This is a genomic window from Streptomyces sp. NPDC002138, from assembly GCF_040296485.1.
In the GTDB taxonomy this organism is placed as follows: Bacteria; Actinomycetota; Actinomycetes; order Streptomycetales; family Streptomycetaceae; genus Streptomyces.
Map to the genome: position 1 here is coordinate 170,414 of NZ_JBEOXE010000004.1, position 23,129 is coordinate 193,542.

The window sequence follows — 23,129 nt, forward strand, 5'->3', positions numbered from 1 at the left end:
GCGCCCGCCGAGTACGGCGCAACACCTTGGCGTCGGCAAGGGTATGTGGCCCGAGCCCATGCCCCGGGTCCCGGGAAAGGTGACCTGGAAAAGACTTCCGGCTCGCGGCAACCCTTTGCGGTGCCTGCGGCGACAAGGGGGCGGATCCGGCCGGTTCTGGCGGCCGGGATCCGCATTTCCTCTGGTGAACGGCATGCAAGGAGAACACCTCCCCCATGAAGAACCCCACGAACGGCGGGCGCCGCGGGCGTCACCGCCGTCGCTGGACCGCCACCGGTCTGCTGCTCGGCGTACCGGCCGTCCTCGTGCCGTATCTCCTGTTCGTGCAGGAGGACTCGCAGGCCGCGACGATCGATGACGCGGCCTACTACCGGCTGGTCTCCGTGCGCAGCGGCAAGGTACTGGACGTCAACGCCTTCTCGACCGCCGACGGCACCCGGATCCAGCAGTGGACCGACCAGAACACCGCCAACCAGCAGTGGAAGCTGAAGCCCACCGGCGACGGCTACTACGAGCTGGTGAACCGCAACAGCGGCAAGGTGCTGGGCATAGCCGGTCAGTCGGCTGCCAAGGCGGCCGCCGCGGAGCAGCAGACCGACAGCGCCTCCCCCTCCCAGGAGTGGCGGATCGACGATGTGGGCGGCTCCGGCGCGGTCACCTTCACTTCACGCCGGACCGGCCAGGTCCTGGACGTCTCCGGGGGTTCCACGGCCGACGGCGCGGGAGTCATCCAGTATCCGAATGGTGGCAGCGCGAACCAGCAGTGGAAGCTCGTGAGAGTGCCCGGGGATCGGGCGGCCGGGGCGAGCGGACCGTACGTGTGGAAGAACGCCCAGGTGGTGGGCGGTGGTTACGTCACCGGGCTGGTGTTCAATCCGCGGGAGAGGGGTCTGCTGTACGCGCGGACCGACATGGGTGGCGCCTACCGCTGGGACTCCGAGGCCGAGCAGTGGATCCCGCTGACCGACTGGGTCGGCGAGAAGGACTGGAACCTGCTGGGCATCGACTCGCTGGCCACGGACCCCGTCGACCCGGGGCGGCTCTACCTCGGAGCGGGCACCTACACCAACGACTGGGCCGGAAACGCCGCGATCCTGCGTTCCACGGACCGGGGCCGCACCTTCCAGCGCACCGAGCTGCCCTTCAAGCTGGGCGGCAACGAGTCCGGCCGCGGCGCGGGCGAACGGCTGGTGGTCGACCCCGCGGACCACGGCACCCTGCTGCTGGGCACCCGTAAGAACGGCCTGTGGCGCAGCACCGATTACGGCGTGACGTGGAAGCAGGTCTCCGCCTTCCCCGTCAAGGACGGGGCGAGCAGCGGCACGGGCATCTCCTTCGTGACGTACGGTCCGGCCGGCAGCAGGACGGTCTACGTCGGCGTCGGCGACAAGTCCACCTCCCTGTACCGCTCCACCGACGGCGGAAACACCTGGCAGGCCGTCTCCGGGCAGCCCACCGGGCAGATGCCGCAGCACGGCGTGCTCTCCGGTGACGGCTCGCTGTACCTGACGTACACCAACGACGTCGGGCCCAACGACGTGACGGCCGGCTCGGTCTGGAAGTACACGCCGGCTGGCGGGGCGTGGAAGAACGTCTCCCCCTCCCAGGGCAGTTACGGCTTCTCCGGTCTGGCCGTCGACCCTCAGAAGCCCTCCACGGTGATGGTGACCACCCTCGACCGCTGGTGGCCCGAGGACGAGGTGTACCGGAGCACCGACGGCGGCGCGACCTGGAAGGCACAGGCCGCGAAGTCGGAGCGGGACGCCTCCGCCGCGCCCTACTTCGGCACCGGCATCGGGCACTGGATGACCGCCCTGGCCATCGATCCCTTCAGCTCCGGGCACGTGCTGTACGGCACCGGCAACGGCATCTGGCGCAGCAAGGACGCCTCCGCCACCGACAGCGGCGGCACCAGCCACTGGACCCCGGGGGCGCGCGGGCTGGAGGAGACGGCGCTGGCGGACGCGATCGCCCCGCCCGGCGGCGCCACCCTGATCACTTCCATGGGCGACCAGGGCGGTTTCCGGTACGACGGCTCCCTGGCCACGGTGCCCGCCGGGCGGCTGAAGAACCCGCTGATGTCCAACAGCACCAGCATCGATTTCGCCCAGTCCAACCCCTCGATGATGGTTCGCGTCGGCCGTGGCGGCACGCAGGACGGCGCCTACTCCACCGATGGCGGCGTCAACTGGAACGGCTTCACGGCAGAGCCGGTGGCCGGCGCCCACAGCGGTCATGTGGCGATCTCGGCGGACGGCTCCGCCATCGTGTGGACCGAGGCCGGCCAGGCTCCGTACCGCTCGACGGACCACGGGGCGAGCTGGTCGAAGGTCGGCGGCCTGGGCACCGACGCCGTGGTCGTCGCCGACCGCTCCTCGGCCAGGACGTTCTACTCGCTGTCCGGCGGCACGCTCTACGCCAGCACCGACGGCGGCGCGACCTTCACCGCCCGCGCCACCAACCTGCCCAACGGCCGGGTCTCGGCCGTACCCGGCATCGCCGGGGACCTGTGGATCGCCGGCGGCGGCAAGGGACTGCTGCACTCCACCGACGGCGGCCGCGCCTTCACCACGCTCGACGCGGTGCAGTCCGCCTCGGGCATCGGATTCGGCAAGGCCGCGCCGGGCGCCTCCTACCAGGCCCTGTACATGATCGGCACCGTCAAGGGCGTCCCCGGGGTCTTCCGCTCCACCGACAAGGGCGCCACCTGGCTCCGCGTCAACGACGACGCCCATCAGTGGGGCAACTTCGCCGGCCTCGGCATCGTCACCGGTGACCCCGACACCTTCGGCCGGGTCTACATCGGCACCAACGGACGCGGCCTCCAGTACGGCGACCCGTCCTCCTGAACCCGAGTTGAACCCGATGTGAACCCGACGCCGGGGCGGGGCCGCAGGCACGAGGAGCCTGCGGCCCCGCTCCTGGAATCACGGGCCATGGAACTCCGGCAGTTGCGGTACTTCGTCGCGGTGGTGGAGGAGGCCGGCTTCACGCGCGCCGCCGCCCGCCTGCACCTGGCCCGGCCGGGGATCAGCGCCCAGATCCGGCAGCTGGAACGGGAACTCGGGCAGTCGCTGCTGGACCGCTCGGGCCGGTCGGTGACCCCGACAGCGGAACGCCTTCCAGTAGGGGTGCAGATCGACGACGTTGAACGGCATCAGGCTGATGCGCGCCGGGGAGACGTGCAGGCGCTGTGCGGTCCGGCCGAAGTGCAGCTCCTCGGCCAGCGCGAGGAAGATCTCGATGTCCCGCAGCTCCGCCGGTTCCCCAGCCCCCGTCGGTAACCCAGCGGTTATCGAACCGCGCGGAAGTTCGCATTGATCATACGGGCGCGTCGAAAGAGGGTGGGGGGCATGGAAGCACGCATGCGGAAACCCGTTCGACCCCGTCAACGCCGTGGTCGGTGAGCCCGCCGACGTCGGTGAGCTCGCCGTGGTCGGTGAGCCCGCCGACGCGTCCGCGCCCCGGAACCGGCCATGAGCGACGCCATCGATCTGACCGTGATGTACGCGATGCACGACGCCCTGCGCGGGGAACTGGCCCAGCTGGACCGGATCACCGCCACCGCGGACCGTGACCCCCGGGACGTACTGGCCGCCGGCGCCGGGTGGCGGCTATTCAAGAAGGCGCTGCGCGCCCACCACACGGCCGAAGACGACGCCCTGTGGCCGGTGTTGCGCCGCCGTCTGGCCGGCCGCCCGAAGGACCTGGCCCTGCTGGAGGTGATGGAGGCCGAACACGCCGCCCTCGAACCGGTGATCGAGGCCATCGACGCGGCGCTGGCCGACCCGTGGGCCGCCCCGCTGCGGCTGGGCCCGCTGACCGACGCGCTGACCGGCGGCCTGGCCGGGCACCTCGCGCACGAGGAGGAGGCGGTCCTGCCGCTGGTCCGGCGGGTGTTGATGGCCGCGCAGTGGGACCGCTTCGTCCGGGTCCACGCCCGACAGCTGGCCCGGGACGCGCCGGTGCTGCTGCCGTGGCTGCTGGACGGCGCCGACGGACCGGCCGCCTCGGACCGTTGGAGTCCGGACCCTGCGGCCTGACGCGGCCTGACGCGGTTTCACCTGCCGCGGCACCCCGAAACACGACCGACTCGATCACGGGAGACATCGCCTTGTTTGAGAATGTCCACGCCACCCCGCTCCAGCACGCCCCGGTCACCGACACGGACACCGACACGGACACCGCGCACCGGGCCGTCGCCGCCTCGATGGCGGCCGCGCTCCGCCGGGATCAGCGGGGCCGCCCCGATCCGAGCCGCCGAGCCCGGACCCGGGCGCGCCGCCTGCCGACCGGCTGGACCGGAACGGCCGCCGACGACTTCGGCGACGACTCCCCGTACCCCTAGCCTCCCGCGCACCCACACCCTCACCGCACTCACACCGGCATCGAACGAGCGGGACACCCATGCGCAAGCTGATCTACTACATCGCCACCACCCTCGACGGCTACATCGCCGGTCCCGAGGACCAGTACGACTTCTTCCCCTTCGAGGGCGAGGAAGCCGCCGCCATCCTGAAGGCGGCGTCGTACGAGAATCCCAGGATTTAGGATCGCGGCATGGCGCTGATCACGAGTGACGTCGACCGGTTCGAGGCCGCCAGGCCGCGGCTGGAGGCCATCGCCTACCGGCTGCTCGGGTCGGCGAGCGAGGCGGAGGACGCCGTGCAGGAGACGTTCCTGCGCTGGCAGGCGGCCGACGTCGGGCGGATCGAGGTGCCCGAGGCCTGGCTGACGAAGGTCCTCACCAACTGGTGCCTCAACCTGCTCACTTCGGCGCGCGCCCGGCGCGAGACGTACGTGGGCAGGTGGCTGCCCGAGCCGCTGCTCACCGGGGACCCGATGCTCGGCCCGGCCGACACCGCGGAGCAGCGCGAGTCGGTGTCGTACGCCGTCCTCGTCCTGCTGGAGCGCCTGTCGCCGGGCGAGCGGGCGGTGTACGTGCTGCGCGAGGCCTTCGACCACCCGCACCGGGAGATCGCCGAGATCCTGGAGATCACCGAGGCCGCCAGTCAGCAGACCTACCACCGGGCCAAGAGGCACATCGCGGACGGCAAGGCGCGCACCGAGATCGACGAGGCCACCGCGCGGAGCATCGTCGAGGAGTTCCTCGCCGCGGCGACCAGCGGCCGTACCGAACCCCTCCTGCGCCTGCTCACCCAGGACGCCGTCGCGGTCGGCGACGGCGGCGGGAAGGTTCCGGCCCGCGCGAAGGCGTTCGAGGGCGCCGTCGCGGTCGCGACCTTCATGCGCGGCCTGTTCAAGCCCGCCCCGGCGAAGCGGGCCCATGTCGGCGGCGCGCCCGACATCTACGCCACGACCGCCAACGGCGGGCCCGCCGTCGTGGCGGTCGTGGACGGCCGGGTCGTCGGGATCATCTGCCTGGAGGTCACCCCGGAGGGCATCACCACCCTCAGCAGCCAGGTCAACCCCGACAAGCTCGTCCGCGCGACCGCCCAGTGGGCTGCCGGGGACCACCGGGAGGGCCCGCTGCACACCCTCTGAGGCGATGTGGCGCAGGTCACCTTCCGATCCTGTCAGGGATCGGGGCGCTGTCCGGTTCAAGGGGCGACACCACGCCGGACACCGGCGGCCCCGCCCAGACAGGAGCACGGACATGCAGGACACTCGGCACCGCATCGTCGTTCTCGGAGCCGGCTACACCGGCGCCGTCACCGCCGGCCGCCTCGCCAAGCGGCTGCGCCGCGAGGACGTCACCATCACCCTCGTCAACCCCGAGCCCGACTTCGTCGAGCGCGTCCGGCTGCACCAGATCGCGGCCGGCCAGGACCTCGCGCCCCGGCCGTTCGGCGAGATGTTCGCGGGCACGGCCGTGGAGCTGAAGGTCGCGCGGGTCACCGCCGTGGACGTGGACCGCAAGACGGTCACGGTCGCCCCCGCGAGCATCTCGCCGACCGGCCCCGGCCAGGAGGAACTGGCGTACGACACCCTGATCTACGCCCTCGGCAGCGGCTGGAACGACGGGGGCGTCCCCGGCGCCGCCGCACATGCCCTCGAGGTCTCCAGCCGCCCCGGCGCCCTGCGCCTGCGCGATCGCCTGGCCGCCCTGGAGGCCGGCCGGCCCGTCGTCGTGGTCGGCGGCGGCCTGACCGGCCTGGAGGCCGCGACCGAGATCGCCGAGGCCCGCCCGGACCTCGACGTCGCCCTGGCCGCCCACGGCGCCCTCGGCGACTGGCTGTCGGAGAAGGGCCGCGCCCACCTGCGGAAGGTGGTGGACACCCTCGGCATCACCGTCCACGAGCGGACCGAGGTCGACGCCGTGGGGGCGGACGCCGTGACGACCGTCGACGGCCGGACCCTGCCCGCCTCGGTCACGGTCTGGACCACCGGATTCGCCGTCCACCCGATCGCCGGGGCCACCGCCCTGGAGCTCGCCGACGACGGCCGGATCGCGGTCGACGACACCATGCGCTCGGTGTCCCACCCGGACGTGTACGCCGTGGGCGACGCGGCGATGGCGACCGGCCCGGGCGGCAAGCCCCTGCGCATGTCCTGCGCCTCGGGCATCCCCATGGCCTGGCAGGCCGCCGACGCCCTGGCCGCCCGGCTCACCGGCATCAAGGTGCCCCGGGTCGCCATCCGCTACTCCCAGCAGTGCGTCTCCCTCGGCCGCAAGGAGGGCCTGATCCAGTTCGTCACCGCCGACGACCGCGCGGTCGAGCGGGCGCTGACGGGCCGCGTGGCCGCCTTCTACAAGGAACTGATCTGCAAGGGCGCGGCCTGGAGCGTCGCCAACCCGACCGTGGGCATGCCGACCCGGCACCGCCGGGTCGTCCGGCAGGAGACCCGCAGCGGCGCACGGACGCGGGCCGCGGCCTGAGGCCGGCCCACCAGGCACCCGCGAGGAAGCCCGCTGTCAGCGCGGTCGGAGGCGGAAGTCCGGGCAGGTGTCCGGGTCACCGCGCCGGATGCTCGGCGCGGTGGGCGGGGCAGGCGGCGTGCGGCAGGCGGGTGCCCGTCGCCTTCAACACCGCCCGGACGTCGGTGAAGTAGACCCGCCAGGAGCAGTTGCGGCCGTTGCCGGTCGGTGCGCCGGAGCAGGGGGCCGTCTGCTGCCGGTCGTACGCCGTGATCATGCCGTGCGCCATCACCGGTCCGGTGCTCGTGGTGGCCGAGTAGACCGGTCCGCCGCTGTCACCGTTCCCGGCCGCCGCGACGTGCCCGGTCTGTTCGGCCTCGATCTGATCGGGGACGTCCGTCCCCGCGACGGACACCACCACGCCGGTCCGGGTGACGCGCAGGCCGCAGTGCGTCCCGGACACCGCGCCCGAGGTGCACACGTACTGGCCGACCTCGGGGGAGCGCGCCTCGGTGACCGTCCGGGCCGCCTCGTCGATGCCGTCGAGGGTCTCGCTCACCGCGCCGTGCCAGACCCGGTCGGAGCTGTTCACGTCGATGACCAGGGCGTCGGCCTCGGGGTGGCGGGAGACCGCGTTGCCGAGGAACTCCCCGTCCCCGTTGAACCACGGACTGCCGACGGGCCCGCAGTGCCCGGCGGTGAGCAGCTGCTTCCTGCCCGTCGCCTCGCTGACCACGCCGAAGCCGGCCGTGCACGTCTCGGGCTGGGTGATGAGCAGCGCCCCGCCGGACACGGGCGCCCTGTCGTTCACCCGGCCGGGCGGCCGGGGCGCGGGCGCGGGATCCGTGGTCCCGGCGACCGCTCCGGCCGCGGTCCCCGCCGCCACCGGCACCTGGCGGGCCGCGCCGGTCCCGCCGGGGTCCGGCGCGGGCGCCCGGCCGACCTCGATGCGTACGGAGGGCCCGCCGAGGCGGCGTACGGTCCGCTGCGCCGCGGCGGGGAGGGGGCCGTCCCAGTACAGGTGGAGGGTGGAGCGCTCCGGATCGACGGTGATGCCGGAGAAGCCGGGCAGGGCGGCCGTGCCCGCCTGGCGCAGCTGGTGCGCGGCGTCCAGCAGCGGTCGCTGGCGCCGCATCAGCGCCATGGCGGCGGCGTCCGGATCCGGGCGGGGCGTGGCGGTGGCAGTGGCGGTGGCGGTGGCGGTGCCCGTACGGGGACCGTCCGGAGCGGGCGCGGCGTACGCCGGTACCGCCGCCGTGGCCAGCAGGCCGAGGGCGAGAGCGCCGGCGCGCAGGGATGCGGACACGGACGCGGACAGGGGCGTGGACATCACAGAACTCCTCGGAGGGACCGGAGGGATACCGGGAAACGAAACGAGAGGGGACGGGCGCGGACGGCCGCGGACGGCCGCCTACGGGCGACGGTTCAGCCGCGCACGTGCGACCAGGCCCGCACACCGGCCCAGGCCGCCAGACCGGCGGTGCCGAGCAGCAGGCCGCCGCCCATGACGCAGCCGGCGAGCAGGCTCGGCGCACCGCGCTCGACGCAGCGCAGCCCGTAGGCCAGGAAGGGGAACAGCACCGCGCAAGCAGCCAGCGGACCCCGCAGGTACCAGACGGCCACCTGGATCACCGCCGTGTTCCCCATGGCCGTGTCGGCGCCGACGAGGAGCTCGAGGGGCAGCGTCCCCCGGCAGGCGGAGACCAGCGCCGCGCCCACGAGGGCGGGGAAGCAGCACAGCAGCAGGACGGCGGGCAGCACGGGCCGGCCGAGTACGGCGACCAGCGCGCAGGCGGCGCCACCGGCCGCCGACAGCACCACGAGCGGCAGCGCCGCGTGGCGCAGGACGATGCCGGGAAACGCCCAGGGCAGGGCCCGGGAGCGGTTCACGTCGTCGCCGTCCAGCCGCGCCGCCTCCAGCAGCCCGGCCGCGGCGCCGTACCCGGCGGCCAGCGCCACCAGCACGGCGGCGGCCCGGTCCAGGCCCTCGGCGGCGGGGGCGACCGTCACGGCGGTGTACGCGCCCGCCAGCCATACGGCCGCCCAGCCGAGGCGGCCCGGCCCGGCGAGCCAGCCGACCGCGGTGCGCCAGGGAACGACCAGCTCGGGACGGCGCGGCGCGGGCAGCGCGGGCAGGCGGGACCGGGCCCCGCCCGCACCGGCCTGCCGGACCGCCAGGCGGGCCCGCCGGAAGTCCACGCTCACCACCGCCGCGGAGACCGAGGTCGCCGAGCGGATCCGCCGCAGCAGCACGCCCACGGGCACGCCGGCGATCTCCCGGTCGGCCCGGCGGACCACCCAGGCCGCGCAGCCCACGAGCAGGGCCGCGGCCACGGGCCAGCCCACGGGCGGGGCGCCGGACGCGGCGGCCAGGCACTGCGTCACCCAGCCCCACGGGCCCGACCACAGCAGGACCGACTGCGCCCAGGCCGGGGCGGCCGACACCGCGCAGAGCAGCGCCGCCGCGGCCAGGGCCGTCAGCGCGGTGGCCGCCCGGCGCGCGGACACGACGGCGTCACGGCACACGACCAGAGCGGCGGTCCCGACCGTCAGCGCGCCGAAGGCGGCCGCGGCGGCCGCCGCGAGGCCGATGCCCGCCGTGGGCCTGCCCAGCATCACCAGGTTCAGGAAGTACCCGGCCACCGCGGTCAGCAGCCCGGCCACCGTGGCGTGCAGCACGACCGCGCGGCGGAGCCCGGGCCGCAGCAGCCGGCCGCGGTCGACGGGCGCGGGCAGCAGCCAGGCCGCGGTCGCCGCGTCCAGCAGGGCGGGCCCCCGCCACCGCGCGTCGCCCACGACGACGCGCAGCCAGGTCAGGGCGACGGCCGTACCGGCGCAGGGCAGCGCCTCGCGCGCGTACGAGGCCCAGGGCTCCCTCGGGCCGCCCGCCGCGCCGTAGGCCATCGCCCCGAAGGGGACGAGGTACACGGCCGTGAGGAGCAGGACGACGTAGAGGTGGAAGGCCGTGTCGCCGCGCCTCCGCAGCCGGTGCTCGCGGCGCAGCGCGTGCAGGAGGCCGAACGTCTCGTCGGTCGCGTCCCGGCACTCGGGCCCCGCGCCCGCCGGGGCGGGTTCCGCCGTGCCGTTCGGTATCGCCGGGGTCTCCCGGGTCATCGGGCGGCCTCGCGCAGGACGCTCCCGGGCGGCCCCTCGTCGACGAGCCGGCCGTCGGCCAGGACGAGCACCCGGTCGGCCGCGCCCAGGGCCAGCTCGGTGTGGTGGGTGGCGAAGACGACCGCGACGCCGCGCAGCCGCTCCTGCCGGATGTGCTCCATGAGCCGCGTCCGCGCCTCGGGGTCGAGCCGCTGCTCGGGCTCGTCGAGGACGAGCAGGTCCCGGGGGCGCACCAGCGAAGCGGCGAGGAGGAGTTGCTGGGCCTGCCCGGAGGAGAGCGCGGAGGGCCGCAGGTCCGCCTGACCGGTCAGGCGGGTGTGCTCCAGCGCGTGCGCGACGAGCGTGCCCGCCCCGCCGCCCGCGCCGTGGGCCACCGCGACCAGCCGCAGGTGCTGGCGGACCGTGAGGTCCGGGTAGAAGGAGGGCCCGTCGGCGACCACGGCGATGCGCGCCCGCACCCGGGGGTCGTCCTCGTGCAGCGGGCTCCCGTCGAAGGTGACGGCGCCCTCGGTCGGCCGGTCCCGGCCGACCGCGATCCGCAGCAGGGTGGACTTGCCGGAGCCGTTCGGCCCCATCAGGGCGACGGACTCGCCGGGGCGCAGCGTGAGGTCGACGGGGTGCAGCACCGTGCGCTCGCCGTACGTCTTGCGTACGCCGTCCAGTTGGAGCAGGGGCGCGTCGCTCACGTCCGCTTCCAGCCCCGTACGAGGCACCACGCTCCACCGCCGATCAGGACGAAGGTCGCTCCGCGCATCCCGAGGGTGGCCATGAAGCGGATGTCCTGCGACATGTCGGCGACGTAGATCTGCGTCAGGCGGATCAGTACGACGCCCAGGACGACGAGGACGACACCCCCGGCGAGCCACGCCGCCCTGGCGAGCGGGGAGGTGGCCGTGGTCTGGTCGCGCTGCTCGGACGGCATGGTGAATTCGCCTTCGTGTGGGGGGATCTGTGCGGGGGAGCGGGTCACGTCGCCTCCGCCGCCGGCTCGTCGAGGTACCCGGCGGCCTGGAGGCGGAACAACTCGGCGTAGGTGCCGTCCCGTTCCATCAACTCTAGGTGCGTGCCCTCTTCGAGCACGCGGCCCTGCTCCATCACCACGATGTGGTCGGCCACGCGCACGGTGGAGAAGCGGTGGGCGATCAGCAGCGTGGTCGCCTGGCCGGAGATCTCCCGGAGCTTCTCGAAGATCTCGGCCTCCGCCGCCGCGTCGATGGCGGCGGTGGGCTCGTCGAGCACCACCACGGGTGCGTTGCGCAGGAAGGCCCTGGCCAGGGCGACCTTCTGCCACTGGCCGCCGGAGAGCTGGCGGCCGCCTTCGAACAGGCGGCCCAGCTGGGTGTCCAGGCCGTCCGGCAGCCGGTCGATGAAGCCGGTCGCGTCGGCCTGGGCGGCGGCCCGGCGGATGCCCTCCTCGTCCTGGAGGTCCGTCACCTTGGCGTAGCCGATGTTGGCGCGGGCGGACTCCTCGTACTGGACGAAGTCCTGGAAGATCACCCCGATGTTGGCGCGCAGCTCGTCGAGGTCGTACTCCTGCACCGGGTGACCGTCGATGAGGATCGTCCCGCTGTCCGGCTCGTACAGCCGCGAGAGCAGCTTGACGATGGTGGTCTTGCCCGCGCCGTTCTGGCCGACCAGCGCCACGCAGCGGCCGGCGGGGAGGGTGAGGCTGAATCGGTCGAGGACCGGGGCGGTGGTGCCCGGGTAGCTGAAGGTCACGTCCCGGAATTCGACGCCCTTGCCCAGCCGCGCGGGGAAGGGCCTGGTCCCGGTGGCCACCGCGCGCTCGGGTATGTCGAGGAACGCGAAGAGGTTGCCCAGGAACAGGTTGTGCTCGTACAGCTCGCCGAAGCCGGAGAAGAGCGCGTGCGCGGAGCCCTGCACCACGGTGACGGCCGCCATGTACCCGGCGAGCTGCCCGATGCTGCCGCTGTCGATGGTGCTGGTGATGGCGAAGAGGATGGCGCCGCTGGTCGCGGCGACGCTGAGCAGGCCCAGCAGGGCGTTGGCGGTGGACTGCCGCCGGGCCACGGAACGGTCGACGTGGTAGAAGCGGCCGATCAGGTCCCGGTAGCGGTCGAGGAAGAAGCCCCCCAGGCCGAAGAGCCGGGTCTCCTTGTAGGTGCGGTCGCTGGTGACCAGGTACTGGAGGTAGTTGGTGCGGCGGCGGTCGGCGGAGCGCTCGTTCTCCACCTGCCAGGTGATCCGGCTGAAGAACATGGTGGCGCCGACCGCGGGCAGCGGCGCGCACAGGACGGCCACCGCCACCCACGGGTCCCAGGACAGCAGGACGGCGGCGACGGACACCAGGGTGACCGCGTTGGACATCACCGAGATCAGCTGGGTGAAGAGCTGGTACGGGCGGTAGGCCGCCTCGCGGTTGGCGAGCTGCAGGCTGTCGTAGGTGGCGGAGTCCTCGAAGTGCTCCAGCCGCAGGCGTACGGCCTTCTCCATGATCCGGGTGTTGATCCCGTTGGCCATGCGGTACTGCAGCAGGGCCTCGAGGTAGTTCTGGGCCGTGGAGCACAGGTGGCCGAGCAGGGCGACCGCGGTCAGCAGGATGCCCGCGCCCAGGGCGGCGCGCCCGGCGGCGCCGTCACCGGCGACCGCGTCGGCCACCTTCTGCACGGCCTGCGTGGTCAACTGCACGGAGGCGGCGGGCATCAGGGCGCTCAGCACGGTGGTGACGACCACGCCCAGCATGTGGGCGGGGCTCACCTGCCACAGCAGGCGCAGCGTACGGGCCCAGTGCCGCCGGGACGGCTCGGCGCCCGGGTCGGCCGCGGTCATCGGCCGTCTCCCGGGGCCGCGGCGGCGGTCGCGGTGGCCGCGGTGGTCGCGGTGGTCGCGGCCGGGCGCCGGCGTATCGCCTCGGCGGCCAGGATCCACAGATCGTGGCAGAGCCGCTCGCGGTCCTGTCCCAGGCCCAGGAACCGGTTGGCGTGCATGTGCGCCAGACTTGCCAACATTTGCCGTTCGTCCCCCACGAGCCGGTTCCCCGATGCCAACGCCCGTACGTGGTCACTCACTTCGGCCAGCACACCTTGCTGACGGGAAACTATACCTTCAACATGTTCTCGGCTGTTTCGTGCGGTCTGGTCCGGGTATGCGTCCCAGGGGACGAGCAGGTCGCACAACTGCCGCTGCACGCGGCGGAAGTGCTTGCGCGCGGCCTCGGAGATCCGCCTCCCGGCGGGCGGGGGCAGCAGCTCCAGGGGGTCGAGCCCCCAGTCCCGGTAGAGGGCGTGCATCCCCAGGACGCACAGCACCTCGTCGTCCAGCGGCACCCCGCCCTGGCGGCGGGCCGCGACCAGCTCGGCGCAGACCTCGCTGTTGGCCTGGAACAGGCGCTCCATGGCGTCGATCGCCTCGGGGCCGCCGTAGCGCTCCACCTCGCGGTCGTAGGCGACCACGGCCACGTCGTGGGCGAGACCCTCGGCGATCAGGCCGTTCGCCCAGTCCAGGCAGGCGGCGAGCACCGGGGCCGCCAGCTCCGGCCGGGCCGCGCGGAAGCGGATCCGCAGGTGGGGCATCGGATCGGCGTACCGCAGGAAGAACCAGCGGTCGACGGCCCCTTGCTCCCCCAGGCTCGCCGCGAGCTCGCGCAGCGGACCGGCGACGACGTCGTCCTGCCCTCCCACCGGGCAGTACAGCTTCAGGTACGTCCACTCGCCGCCCGGCGGGAAGCTGCGCGGGTGTGCCGGAGCGGTGACGTCGGTGAGCGGCGCCGCCGACGGGCCGGACAGCGGCCGGGCGGGACCGGCCGGGACGGCGGAGCGACGGCAGTGCTCCGGGTCGCGGGCCAGCAGGGGGACGACGACCTCGTTGAGGTACTGCCCGCCCGCCGGGTCCCGCAGCCAGGTGCGCGGGAAGCCGGTCAGCGCCTCCTGGACGACCACGTGCTGCCGGTCCGCCCCGGGCAGGGCGGCCACCTCGTCGTACAGCTCGTCCACGGACAGCGGGTGTTCCAGGTCCAGCGCCAGCCAGTTGTCCATGTACACCAGCGAGACGTACCGCGGCACGTTCCAGCGCTCGCGCCAGCGCTGCACGGCGGCGTGGAAGTCGTCGCGGCCGGGCAGAGCGCCCTTCCCGGCGGGAAGGCCCAGGCGCTCGGGGGTGAGGGACCACTGCGCGGGGTGCAGTACGGCGCGCCCGCGGGTCACCCGGGGCAGGAAGGGGGACATGCGCAGCGGCCCCCAGTCGAAGCCCGCGAGCGGCGCGTAGCCGTCGTCGGAGAGCTCCAGGAGGAGCCTGCACGCGTTCGGCGCCTGGAACGCGCTGAGCATGTGCCCTTGGGAGACGACCAGTTCCTTGCCGAGCCGGGCCGAGCGCAGGAAGAAGCGGCTCGCCGTGGCGCCCACCAGGATGTCGTCGAGCGCGATCTGCCGGTCCGGCCCGAGCGCGGGCGCGGTGTTGACGCAGATCTCGTGGGAGCGCAGCCCGGGGTGCAGCGCCACATTGGCCGAACGGCCGTGCGGGTGCAGGTAGTTGAGGTCGGCGAAGACCACGTCCGGGCACAGCTCTTCCTCGGCCCGCGCGTACTGCCGCAGACGGGCCAGGGTCGCCTCGTCGAAGAGGTCGAAGAAGCGGCCGAAGGTGCGGCCGCCCTCGGCCATGCCCGCGGGGGCCAGCACCAGGCGCCAGTCGCCGTCCCGCAGCGCCTCGGGCGACTCGGCCGCGATCTGGGCGTACAGGTCGATCGCCGGGCGCACGCGGGGCTGCGCCTCGGCCGCCTGCCACACCGACAGCTGCCGCAGGCGCTCGTCGGTGATCTCCAGCTCGTACGCCCCCGTCCGCAGGGCCTCGGTGAGCAGCGCGGCCAGGCGCATCTCCTTGCCGACGGCGCGGTCCTCGCCGACCGGCGGCAGCGGGAAGGCCCGCACGGGATGGCTGTACGAGTTGGGCGCGTCGAGCCCGGTCTCGGGGCTGAGCAGCTGGAGCAGCGGGATCTCGGAGTCGACGCCGAACTTCTCCAGGAAGGCCGCGTGGTATTCGGCGATGTGCTGGGGGCGGGGCGGGAAGCTGCCCATGCGCAGGAGCGCCTCGGCCGTGCCCGCCGCCTCGGCGCCGATCTCGCGCGGCAGCCCGGTGCCGGTGACGGCGAGCGCGGTGTCGAGCTGGTAGGTCTCCCGGGCGTAATCGGGCGCCAGCGACTTCTGCTGCGCGGTGAGTTCGCGCAGCAGGGACACCGGCGCCGCGCCGCGCGCGGCGTCGACGCGCCCGGCCAGCTCCCGGACCGTGTGGAGCCCGCCTCGGACGTCCGCGGTCGCCTCCAGCCCGGTCAGCCGCTTGGCGAGCTCCCGCTCGGGGTGCGGCTCGACGAGCGACGGCCGCAGGTCGCTGGTCAGGACGTGCAGGTCCCACAGCTGGGCGAGGAACGCCTCCGCCTTGTCGCGGGTCGCGCCCGGCACGGTGGCCGCGACGCGGTCGAGGATGTCGCCGTACAGGGCGCCCGGGAGGGCGGCGGCGCGCAGCGCCAGCTCCGCGGGCTCGGTGATGCGGAATCCGGCGAGCCGGTTGTCCTCCTCGCCGTAGACGTCGGCGCCGGGCAGCACGCCCCGGCCGCCCGCCCGGTAGAGGCCGGAGTTGACCCGCACGCCCAGCCCGGGCCTGACGGCCGGATCGTTCTCCAGCCGCTTGAGGAGGGCGAGGAGCCAGCCCAGATCGGCCCGGGTCCGGGTCCGGGCGACCGGATCGGCCGCCATCCCCAGGTCGGCCGTGTCGGTGAACAGCCCCGTGGCCACGCCCGCGAACAGGCCGTACGGCGTGGACCGGGTCGACATGCGGGTCAGGTACCGGAACAGCGTGGAGTAGGTGCGCCGGACCCGCTTGCCGTCCTGCGGACCCTCGCCGAGCCGGTCGAGGCCGACGGTGACGGAGCCGCTGGCGATGTGCAGCGCCTGGGCCACCCGCGGCTCGCGCACCCGCTCCCGCAGCAGGCCGCGGCCGTGCTCGCGCATCCGCTCGAGCCGGTACGGATCCTCGGGGCCGGTGGCCGAGCCCTGCGGCCCGGGGCCGCCGGTGAGCGCCAGGAAGTCCTGTACGGGCAGCACGGGCGCGCGCAGCAGGAAGAAGTCGGCGGCCCGGTACAGCGGGCCTCCGGCGGTGGCGGAGGGTTGACGTGCTGCCTGCAAGTGACTGTGCTCCTCGATGACCCGTCAGTGTCCTGGCGTCGTACGTGCTCTCACGCGATCAGCAGCGCGCGCGTCCAGCGGGCCGGTACGGAGGTGGAGACCGCCCACAGCGCCAGGGCCACGCCGTCCGCGCCGGTCAGGATGCCGGGGCTGTCCAGCAGGACACCGGGCTGCTCCAGGTCCTGGACGCCGAGCGGAAGGCCGGGATCGCAGTGCGTCAGGAGGTGCTCGGTCAGCGGGACGAGGGACGCCGCGGCCTTCCGGCTCCCGGTGCGGCGGGCGAACTCGGCGCACATGACCACCAGGCCGGCCGCTCCGTGGCACACGGTGGCGGAGGGGAAGCCGTCGCTGGCGTCGAACCGGCGCAGCACCGCCTCGAAGGCGTCGACGGCGACGGCGCGCAGGGCCGCGTCACCGAGCGCCTCGGCGGCGTTCAGCAGCGCGCAGGCGATGCCCGGCGCGCCGTAGCACCAGGTGGCGCGGGCGGGACGCAGGCCGGCGGTGGGCTGTTCGGCGCCGGAGGCGTCCAGCGGGATGCCGGTGGGCCAGTTGCGGCCCCACGGGTCCTCGAAGGAGGCAGCGACCACCTGGTCGGCGATCCGCCGTACGGCCGCGGCGAGTCCGGGCGTGCCGTCGCCGCCGGACAGGGCGAGCGCGAGGGCGGAGAGGATGCCCGGTACGCCGTGGGCGAGGCCGAGGTTCACATAGCCGTGCGGGAACGTCTCGCGGTAGCTGTCGAGCGGGTAGTGCCGCGGGGGGACGTACCAGCTCGGCCGGCCCTCGGCGGTCCGGGCGCCGGACAGGGCGACCAGTTCACCGGTCAGGGAGCGCGCCGCGCTCCGTACGGCCTCGCCGCCCGGTCCCCGGCCGCTGGGCGTGGTCGCCAGGTGGGCCAGGACGCCGGACAGGCCGGCCACCGCGTCGTACGCGTCGAAGGCGACGCCGTCCCCCGCGGTGGTGTGGCCCGGCGGCAGGTCGGCGATCTGGGCCGCCAGCTGGGCGTCGACGCTCGCGAGCGCCGGGGCGTACCGGGCGTCGTCGGCCGCGAAGTCGGCGAGCGCCAGGGCGAGTCCGGCGGTGCCGCCGGCCATCCCGGGGGCGTCGATGGGTTCGTCGTGGGTGGAGCGCACCACGGCCGCGAGGCGCTCCTGGGCCAGGCCCGTCCAGTACGCGCCCTCCTCGGGAACGGCCCGGGCCGCGTACCGGAAGGTGAGGGCGCTTCCGGCCTCTCCGGCCAGCAGGGAAACACCGCCCCACATATAGGGATTGGCGGCGTTCCGCTCGCTGGAAGCCAGGGAATCGCGCACCACATCAGGGTCGGCCAGACGGCGGACGATGATTTCCGCGAATTCCCGGGAGCGGGCCGCGAGGGCGTCCGGGATAAGGGGAAGGACACTTGTGGACACGGCCAGGGTGTTCTTTCAGGAGGGGGTGGAAAAGGGGGGTGTGCCGCCGCCGACGGCGGCACACCCATGGGGCCGCGGCAGCGGCCCCGCACCGACTAGCAGCTGATCGGCGTCATGGTCACGCAGGACGCGCAGGTGCAGCTGTGGCAGGTCACCTTGGTGATGACCTTCGCCGTGGTGCGGACGACGGCGGTCCACGAGGCGGGCTCGGCGCCCGTCTGCTGCGGGGTGGCGACTCGGACGTCCAGGTTGAACGGGTCGTTCGCGGACATGGAATTCTCCTTCAGGAAATGCTTGCCGAAAGGCAGGAAGTGAGCACGCTCGATATGTGCGCGCATTCCTGAAGCATTTCCCGGATCAGGCCGCGGCCGATAGTGGACCTTGGTACACACCCGCAGGTCCGAGCGGGTGGCACAGCATGTCGTGATAGCGCAGGGCGACGATCGCGCTCTCCGTCCGCGACCCCAGACCGAGCTTCGCCATGATGCGCGTCAGATGCGCCTTGGCCGTGCGTTCGGTGATGTGCAGGCTCCGGGCGATGGCCCGGTTGGTGTCGCACAGAGCCAGTCGGCTCAGCACTTCCCGCTCCCTCGGCGTGAGTTCCGCCAGCTCCCGTACGAAGTCCTCGGTGATGGCGGGTACTCCGCCCAGACATCGGCACTCCTGGCCGAACGGCGCCGGGTCCGGTCCGGCCCCTTCCGCCTCGCAGTGTCGCCCGTCCCCCGTGACGTGCTTCAAGTTGGCTCTCCCTGTGCAATGAACCCCGTAGGAAGCGCCGGTCGGCATCGGGCTGAGCTCGTCACGCACCGGTCCGCCGGACGCTTCCTGCCACTCACGCGCTCTGTCCGCGGACCCGGCTGGTCAGGGCCGTGCCGCGGAGGCGTCGGTGAAAGCGACATAATGATCTTTCCAATGATGTCCCCCCGTCCGGTCGCCCGGCTGCGACCACGGGATGACATCGGTTCTACGACTTGAGGCCGGTCGCCGACGGGGGGAGACGGTAGCCGTGGTCCGGGTGCTGCTGGTCGACGACGAGGAACTGGTACGGGTCGCGCTGCGGGCCGTCCTCGATTCCGCACCGGACATCGAGGCGGTGGCCTGCGACGGCCCCGAGGCGGTCGGGCTCGCCCGCAGCGCCGCGCCCGACGTCGTCCTGCTGGACGTCAACATGCCCGGGGAGGACGGCTTCTCCGTGCTGCGCGAGCTGCGCGCCCTGCCCGAGCCGCCCCCGGTCGCCATGCTGACGCTGATGGGTTCCGACGAATACCTCGATGCCGCTCTGCGGTTCGGCGCCTGCGGCTACCTCCTCAAGGACACCGAGCCGCACCTCCTCATCGACTGCGTCCGCATCCTCGCCCGGGGCGGCGTCGTCTACGTGCCGCCCCGGAGCCGTTCCGTGATGGGCGTCCACGTCGGCGCGCCGCGGCCCGCGCCCGTCCCGGCGGGGCTGCGGGACCTGCTCACCGGCCGCGAGCAGGAAGTACTGGCGCTCCTCGCGGCGGGACTGACCAACACGCAGCTGGCCGGGCGGCTCGGGGTGGGCGTGACCACGGTCAAGACGCACATCGGCTCCCTCAAGAGGAAGCTCAACGCTCCGAGCCGGGTGGCGATCGCCGCCATCGCCCACCGCGAGGGTCTGTCCGCCGTCAGCCCAGCGGAAGCAGCGCGCTGACCAGGAACCCCCGGTCGCTCGTGGGGTGCGCCTCCAGGGTGCCGCCCACGTCGTGCGCCCGCTCCTTGAGCCCCACCAGCCCGTGGCCGCCGCCGGTCTCGCACCGCGGCGCCCGGCCGGGTGCGGAGGGACCGTTGCGCACCTCGATCCGCAGGGCCTCCCCGTCCCCCTCCAGGGCGATCACGACGTGCACGTGCGCGGCCGGGGCGTACCGGCGCGCGTTCGTCAGCGCCTCCTGCACGGTCCGGTAGGCGGTCCGCTCGACGCCCGTGGAGAGCGGGGCGTCCGCCGGGACGTCGTTGCGGTACGCGACGTCGAGCCCCGACTGGCCGATCATCCGGGGCACGTCCCGCAGACGCGGCCGCGGAGCGGGGCGGGCGCCGTCGCCATCGCCGTCGGTGCCCCTGTCCGGGTCGGCGCCGCCGCGCAGCACCCCGACCATGTCCCGCAGTTCGTCGAGCGTGCGCGCGGACAGCTCCCGTATGGTCCGGGCGCTCTCCCCGGCCCGCGGGTCGTCCGTCGTGAGCTGGAGCGCTCCCGCCTGCATGCTGATCAGGCCGACCTGATGGGCGACCACGTCGTGCATCTCCCGGGCCAGCCGGGCCCGCTCCGCGGCCAGCACCTGGTCGGCGAGCAGCCGCCGCTCGCCGGCCCGGCTGCTGCGCAGCACCGCCATACCGGCGGCCAGTTCGCGGCGGGTCCGGACGAGCAGCCCGAGCGCCAGCGGCACGGCCACCGCGCCGCAGGTGTCGACCGCCGCGAGCGCGATCTCCCGGTGGGAGTGCCCGGCGAGCTCGGAGACCGGGTACGGAACGAAGTGGGCGACGGCGAACAGGGCTCCGGCCACCGCCAGGAGCCAGTCCCGGCCGCGCGTGGAGGCCATCGTGTACAGGGCGATCAGCGGCGCGAACCACACGTAGCCGAGGTACAGACCGGGCAGCGTGGCCAGGAACACCACCGCGGGCCACCGCCGGCGCGCCAGCAGCGCGACGGCCGCCCCGAGACCCGCGCCCATCCCGGGCCCGACGTCCCTGCCGTGCACGAGCAGCGCGTCCAGCACCCCGAGCAGCACCGGCGTGAACAGCGCGGCCCGTCGGACCAGGGCGGGACTGGCCTTCATACGACGAGGTACGCGGAGGCGGCGGGCGCTGCGGTGGCGGGCGCTGCGGTGGTGGGCGCTGCGGGCGTGCCGTTCGCGGTGCCGCCGGTCACGCGCTGTACTCCGGACAGGACCGCAGCAGGGCCCGGGTCCGCTGCTCCGGGACGGCCTTGTAGGCGGCGGCCACCCGCAGCAGCCAGGCGACCTCGCCGTCCTGGTCGGTGGCGTGCTTGGTCTCGAAGGCGGCGGCCTTCCCGGCGGGCGCTCCCCCGGCCTTGGCGGCCAGGGCCGCCTTGATCCAGTACGCGTCGGCGAGCGAGCCCGTCTTCGCGGGGTCCGCGCCCTCGCCCGCGGCGGCTTCCTTCGCGGCGGCCAGCAGGCTGTCGGGCACGTAGTGCCGCAGCTTCTCGACCGCGTCCGCGATGTCGGCGGCCCAGCGGTCGACGCGCAGGTCGGCGGGGGTGTCGAAGCGGGTCAGCTCCCGGGTGAGCGAGGCCGGCGCGGCGAAGGGCTGGTCGGGGAAGGCCGTCATCAGCTCGCGCCACAGCGGATGCAGGTTCACCTGGGCCCGCCACAGCCGGGCCCGCCGCCAGCCCTTGCTGAACGCGGGAATGGAGGCGCCGAGCGCGAAGAAGGCGAAGAGGACCAGCTGGGCGGCCTCGGTGGCCTTGTCGAAGGTCAGCGCGAAGCTCTCGCTCGGCCGGTCGACGACGCTGATCCACAGGAACAGGGTCCGGCTGAGGGTGTAGGCGACACCGATGAACATGGCGAAGGTCATCATGCCGAGCCCCACCCGCAGGTGGAGCAGCTTGGTGTCGGCGGTGGCCAGGGCCCACTGGTAGGCGCAGACGGCGGACGCGGCGCCCAAGTACAGGTAGAAGACGCTCATGTAGAGCGTCGCGCCCCACTCACCGGCGTGTTCGGCCACGAACCGGTCGGCGGGGACCGAGCGGTCCACCACCGTGAAGAAGAGCACGGTGAGGAGGACGAGGGTGACCACGGAGGCCTTGGTGGCCAGCCGCTGGACGACGCGCGCGAACCGGACGTGGCGCGGGATCGCCCCACCCTCCGGGAAGTGCCCATAGATGGCGACGATGTAGCTGAGGATCGCCAGGATGGCGATGGTGGACGTGTAGTGCTTGATCAGCACCGCGAGGTCCACGACGGAGCTGTTGTTGAGGCCGATGCGGACCACGCGGGTCTTGGTCCACAGGGCTATGGCGAAGCCCGCGTAGCAGCCCCACAGGGCCCGGCGGCGTCTGTCCTCCTCATCGCCCCAGAGTGCGGCCGGCATGCGCCACAGGGCTACGGCGGTCATCAGCGCGGCGATGAGGTAGCCGGCGAGGTCGAGCGCGGTCACGTGAGTTCCTCGGGGGTCTGCGGGTCTGCGGGGGGGGCTGCGGGGCGGGTGTGCGGGTCGACTGTGGCACGGGCCGTCGGCGGGTGGACCCTCAGGTGGCGCTACGAGCGGCGGAAGAGGCCGCGGAGCAGACCGCTGCGCCGGTGGGCGACCGGCTGGGAGAGCGAGTTGGCCAGCCGTCCGACCATGTCGTCGCTGGTCACGTCCCGGGCCATGCGGGGGATGAGGGAGGCGCCGAACTCCGCGATCCGCTCGTCGTGCGTGCCGTACTGCGCCCGGGCCTGGACCGCCTCGGACGACAGCACCCGCTTGATCAGCGAGGCGTCGAACACCGGCAGCAGCAGCCGCAGTTGATCCGCGTCCAGGCTGCTGCCATGGTCGAACCACTCGTGGCACAGCTCGTGCAGGATCACGTGCTGGGTCTGGTACGCGGTGGGGCGGCGGCGGTAGAGCACGTAGCTGGTGGTGCCGGACTTCAGCCGCAGCCCGCAGGGCGCGTTGACGCGCGCCAGCCGCTCGGGCAGCTCCTGGAGGACGATGGTCCGGCCGCGGGCCGCCTCCATGTTCGCCACCAGGCCCTCGATGGTGAAGGGGGCGGGTATGGGGAGGTCCGCCAGTCCGGCTTCGCACTCTTTGCGCAGTTCACGCAGGGACATTGAGGCCTCTTGGTCGTCGTCACGCGTTCGTGACATACGGTCGGCGAGTTTAGCCAACGCCGCCCGTCCGCACAGAGACGCCCGCGCTAGCGCCCCGGTTCCCCGTCCTGCACACCGTCGGGCCGCTGCTTGGCCTTGGTGTCCGCCAGCAGGGAGAGCGCGAACTCCAGCAGCTCCGCCGACAGTCCGTCGTCCTCGACACCACGGCCCGCGACGCCGCTGATCTCGCCGGTGCGCCGCTTGGCGAGGAACTGGAGCCCGGCGACCACGTCGCCGACGACCTCCGACTCCTCCTTGAAGAACCGCCAGTCCACGCCGAAGCCCAGCCCGAGCGCCTTGAGGATCTCCTCGGAGGGCTCGGTGACCTTCCCGGCCAGGATGTTCGAGAAGTAGCTGTGGGAGAGGGAGCCGCCGCGCTCCTTGACCAGCTCGGCGAAGGTCCGCCCGGACACCTTCTGCCCCGGGAAGGTCTTCTCCAGCATGTACTCGACCTTCTGCCGCAATGACTGCAGCTCAGGCACGTGTTCTTCGCCGACGTCCATCCGGTTACCCACGTTCGCATCATGCTCCGGCGCGTGTGCCGGGCTTGCGTAAACACTCTACGTCACTGTTAACTGCAAAAAACACGGTCAGGGGACCACAGGGGAGTCCCCTGCCCGTGGGGCACGTTCGTGCGCCGATCACGCCATCGCGCCGCACCGGCCTATGGCTGTAGCCCTTCGCGACGGGGGATGCACGAAGGGCTACCCGAGCAGTATGCCAGCCTGTCAGGGGCCTTTCCACAGCGCACCCCTGACGCCCCGCGCGATCCCCGCCCAGCGGCGGCTGACAAGGGCTGACAGCGGCTGACAGCCGGTGGCGCGGGGCT

20 protein-coding genes and 2 pseudogenes are annotated in these 23,129 nt (G+C 73.4%); 8 read left to right on the forward strand and 14 right to left on the reverse strand.

From position 1 onward, the window contains the following. The first annotated feature begins 215 nt into the window (after nt 1-215). Together ABT084_RS04020 and ABT084_RS04025 are read left to right on the forward strand one after the other, a co-directional pair. Nucleotides 216-2,849 (forward strand): RICIN domain-containing protein, encoded by a 2,634-nt coding sequence (locus ABT084_RS04020; protein ID WP_351038087.1) that lies wholly within the window; start codon nt 216-218, stop codon nt 2,847-2,849. Nucleotides 2,850-2,936: 87 nt separating this feature from the next. Then, nucleotides 2,937-3,110: pseudogene (locus ABT084_RS04025) on the forward strand (LysR family transcriptional regulator); the annotation flags it as partial. A gap of 51 nt (nt 3,111-3,161) precedes the next feature. Here the strand turns inward: ABT084_RS04025 and ABT084_RS04030 are convergent. After that, nucleotides 3,162-3,296: pseudogene (locus tag ABT084_RS04030) on the reverse strand (helix-turn-helix domain-containing protein); the annotation flags it as partial. Between the two features lie 180 nt (nt 3,297-3,476). Here ABT084_RS04030 and ABT084_RS04035 point away from each other — a divergent pair. From ABT084_RS04035 to ABT084_RS04055, 5 genes are all read left to right on the forward strand, one after another. Continuing rightward, complete coding sequence (locus tag ABT084_RS04035; RefSeq protein WP_351038088.1) at nt 3,477-4,043, forward strand: hemerythrin domain-containing protein; 567 nt, start codon at nt 3,477-3,479, stop codon at nt 4,041-4,043. Between the two features lie 71 nt (nt 4,044-4,114). Further along, nucleotides 4,115-4,348 (forward strand): hypothetical protein, encoded by a 234-nt coding sequence (locus ABT084_RS04040; RefSeq protein WP_351038089.1) that lies wholly within the window; start codon nt 4,115-4,117, stop codon nt 4,346-4,348. Nucleotides 4,349-4,407: 59 nt separating this feature from the next. After that, nucleotides 4,408-4,551, forward strand: a complete 144-nt coding sequence (locus ABT084_RS04045; protein ID WP_351038090.1) for a hypothetical protein — start codon at nt 4,408-4,410, stop codon at nt 4,549-4,551. A 9-nt stretch (nt 4,552-4,560) separates the two neighbouring features. Further along, on the forward strand, nt 4,561-5,505 hold the full coding sequence (gene sigJ / locus ABT084_RS04050) for an RNA polymerase sigma factor SigJ (protein ID WP_351038091.1): 945 nt from the start codon (nt 4,561-4,563) through the stop codon (nt 5,503-5,505). A 112-nt stretch (nt 5,506-5,617) separates the two neighbouring features. Further along, nucleotides 5,618-6,841, forward strand: a complete 1,224-nt coding sequence (locus ABT084_RS04055; RefSeq protein WP_351038092.1) for an NAD(P)/FAD-dependent oxidoreductase — start codon at nt 5,618-5,620, stop codon at nt 6,839-6,841. A gap of 76 nt (nt 6,842-6,917) precedes the next feature. On the opposite strand, the gene ABT084_RS04060 is transcribed toward ABT084_RS04055, so the two are convergent. The 9 genes from ABT084_RS04060 to ABT084_RS04100 all read right to left on the reverse strand — a co-directional run bounded on the left by ABT084_RS04060 (nt 6,918) and on the right by ABT084_RS04100 (nt 18,212). Next, entirely contained in the window at nt 6,918-8,150 is a 1,233-nt protein-coding gene (locus ABT084_RS04060; protein ID WP_351038093.1) for a S1 family peptidase, read from the reverse strand. Nucleotides 8,151-8,245: 95 nt separating this feature from the next. Beyond that, on the reverse strand, nt 8,246-9,934 hold the full coding sequence (locus ABT084_RS04065; RefSeq protein ID WP_351038094.1) for a hypothetical protein: 1,689 nt from the start codon (nt 9,932-9,934) through the stop codon (nt 8,246-8,248). Beyond that, nucleotides 9,931-10,620 carry an ABC transporter ATP-binding protein gene (locus ABT084_RS04070; protein ID WP_351038095.1) on the reverse strand — a complete coding sequence of 230 codons (690 nt, stop codon included), beginning with the start codon at nt 10,618-10,620 and terminating at the stop codon, nt 9,931-9,933. The genes ABT084_RS04065 and ABT084_RS04070 overlap by 4 nt, the downstream gene beginning before the upstream one ends. Further along, nucleotides 10,617-10,856 (reverse strand): hypothetical protein, encoded by a 240-nt coding sequence (locus ABT084_RS04075; protein ID WP_351038096.1) that lies wholly within the window; start codon nt 10,854-10,856, stop codon nt 10,617-10,619. The genes ABT084_RS04070 and ABT084_RS04075 overlap by 4 nt, the downstream gene beginning before the upstream one ends. Before the next feature lie 44 nt (nt 10,857-10,900). Further along, nucleotides 10,901-12,724, reverse strand: a complete 1,824-nt coding sequence (locus tag ABT084_RS04080; protein ID WP_351038097.1) for an ABC transporter ATP-binding protein — start codon at nt 12,722-12,724, stop codon at nt 10,901-10,903. Beyond that, nucleotides 12,721-16,068 carry a lantibiotic dehydratase gene (locus ABT084_RS04085; RefSeq protein WP_351038098.1) on the reverse strand — a complete coding sequence of 1,116 codons (3,348 nt, stop codon included), beginning with the start codon at nt 16,066-16,068 and terminating at the stop codon, nt 12,721-12,723. The genes ABT084_RS04080 and ABT084_RS04085 overlap by 4 nt, the downstream gene beginning before the upstream one ends. Nucleotides 16,069-16,118: 50 nt before the next feature. Then, nucleotides 16,119-17,474 carry a lanthionine synthetase C family protein gene (locus tag ABT084_RS04090; RefSeq protein WP_351038099.1) on the reverse strand — a complete coding sequence of 452 codons (1,356 nt, stop codon included), beginning with the start codon at nt 17,472-17,474 and terminating at the stop codon, nt 16,119-16,121. A 95-nt stretch (nt 17,475-17,569) separates the two neighbouring features. Continuing rightward, on the reverse strand, nt 17,570-17,746 hold the full coding sequence (locus tag ABT084_RS04095) for a hypothetical protein (RefSeq protein WP_351038100.1): 177 nt from the start codon (nt 17,744-17,746) through the stop codon (nt 17,570-17,572). Nucleotides 17,747-17,831: 85 nt separating this feature from the next. Further along, the gene (locus tag ABT084_RS04100; protein ID WP_351038101.1) at nt 17,832-18,212 is read right to left on the reverse strand and encodes a helix-turn-helix domain-containing protein; all 381 of its coding nucleotides are present in this window, start codon (nt 18,210-18,212) and stop codon (nt 17,832-17,834) included. 268 nt (nt 18,213-18,480) lie between these two features. Between ABT084_RS04100 and ABT084_RS04105 the strand changes: the two genes are divergently transcribed. Continuing rightward, complete coding sequence (locus ABT084_RS04105; protein ID WP_351038102.1) at nt 18,481-19,146, forward strand: response regulator; 666 nt, start codon at nt 18,481-18,483, stop codon at nt 19,144-19,146. Here ABT084_RS04105 and ABT084_RS04110 read toward each other — a convergent pair. The 4 genes from ABT084_RS04110 to ABT084_RS04125 form a co-directional block, all read right to left on the reverse strand. After that, nucleotides 19,121-20,266, reverse strand: coding sequence for a sensor histidine kinase (locus tag ABT084_RS04110; RefSeq protein ID WP_351038103.1), 1,146 nt, complete (start codon nt 20,264-20,266; stop codon nt 19,121-19,123). The two genes, ABT084_RS04105 and ABT084_RS04110, sit on opposite strands and share 26 nt — an antisense overlap. 88 nt (nt 20,267-20,354) lie before the next feature. Continuing rightward, nucleotides 20,355-21,605, reverse strand: a complete 1,251-nt coding sequence (locus tag ABT084_RS04115; protein ID WP_351038104.1) for an MAB_1171c family putative transporter — start codon at nt 21,603-21,605, stop codon at nt 20,355-20,357. 101 nt (nt 21,606-21,706) lie between these two features. Further along, a complete protein-coding gene (locus tag ABT084_RS04120) occupies nt 21,707-22,261 on the reverse strand; it encodes a toxin (protein WP_351038105.1) in 555 nt (184 codons plus the stop codon). An 86-nt stretch (nt 22,262-22,347) separates the two neighbouring features. Further along, entirely contained in the window at nt 22,348-22,803 is a 456-nt protein-coding gene (locus tag ABT084_RS04125) for a hypothetical protein (RefSeq protein ID WP_351038129.1), read from the reverse strand. Nucleotides 22,804-23,129 lie beyond the last annotated feature (326 nt).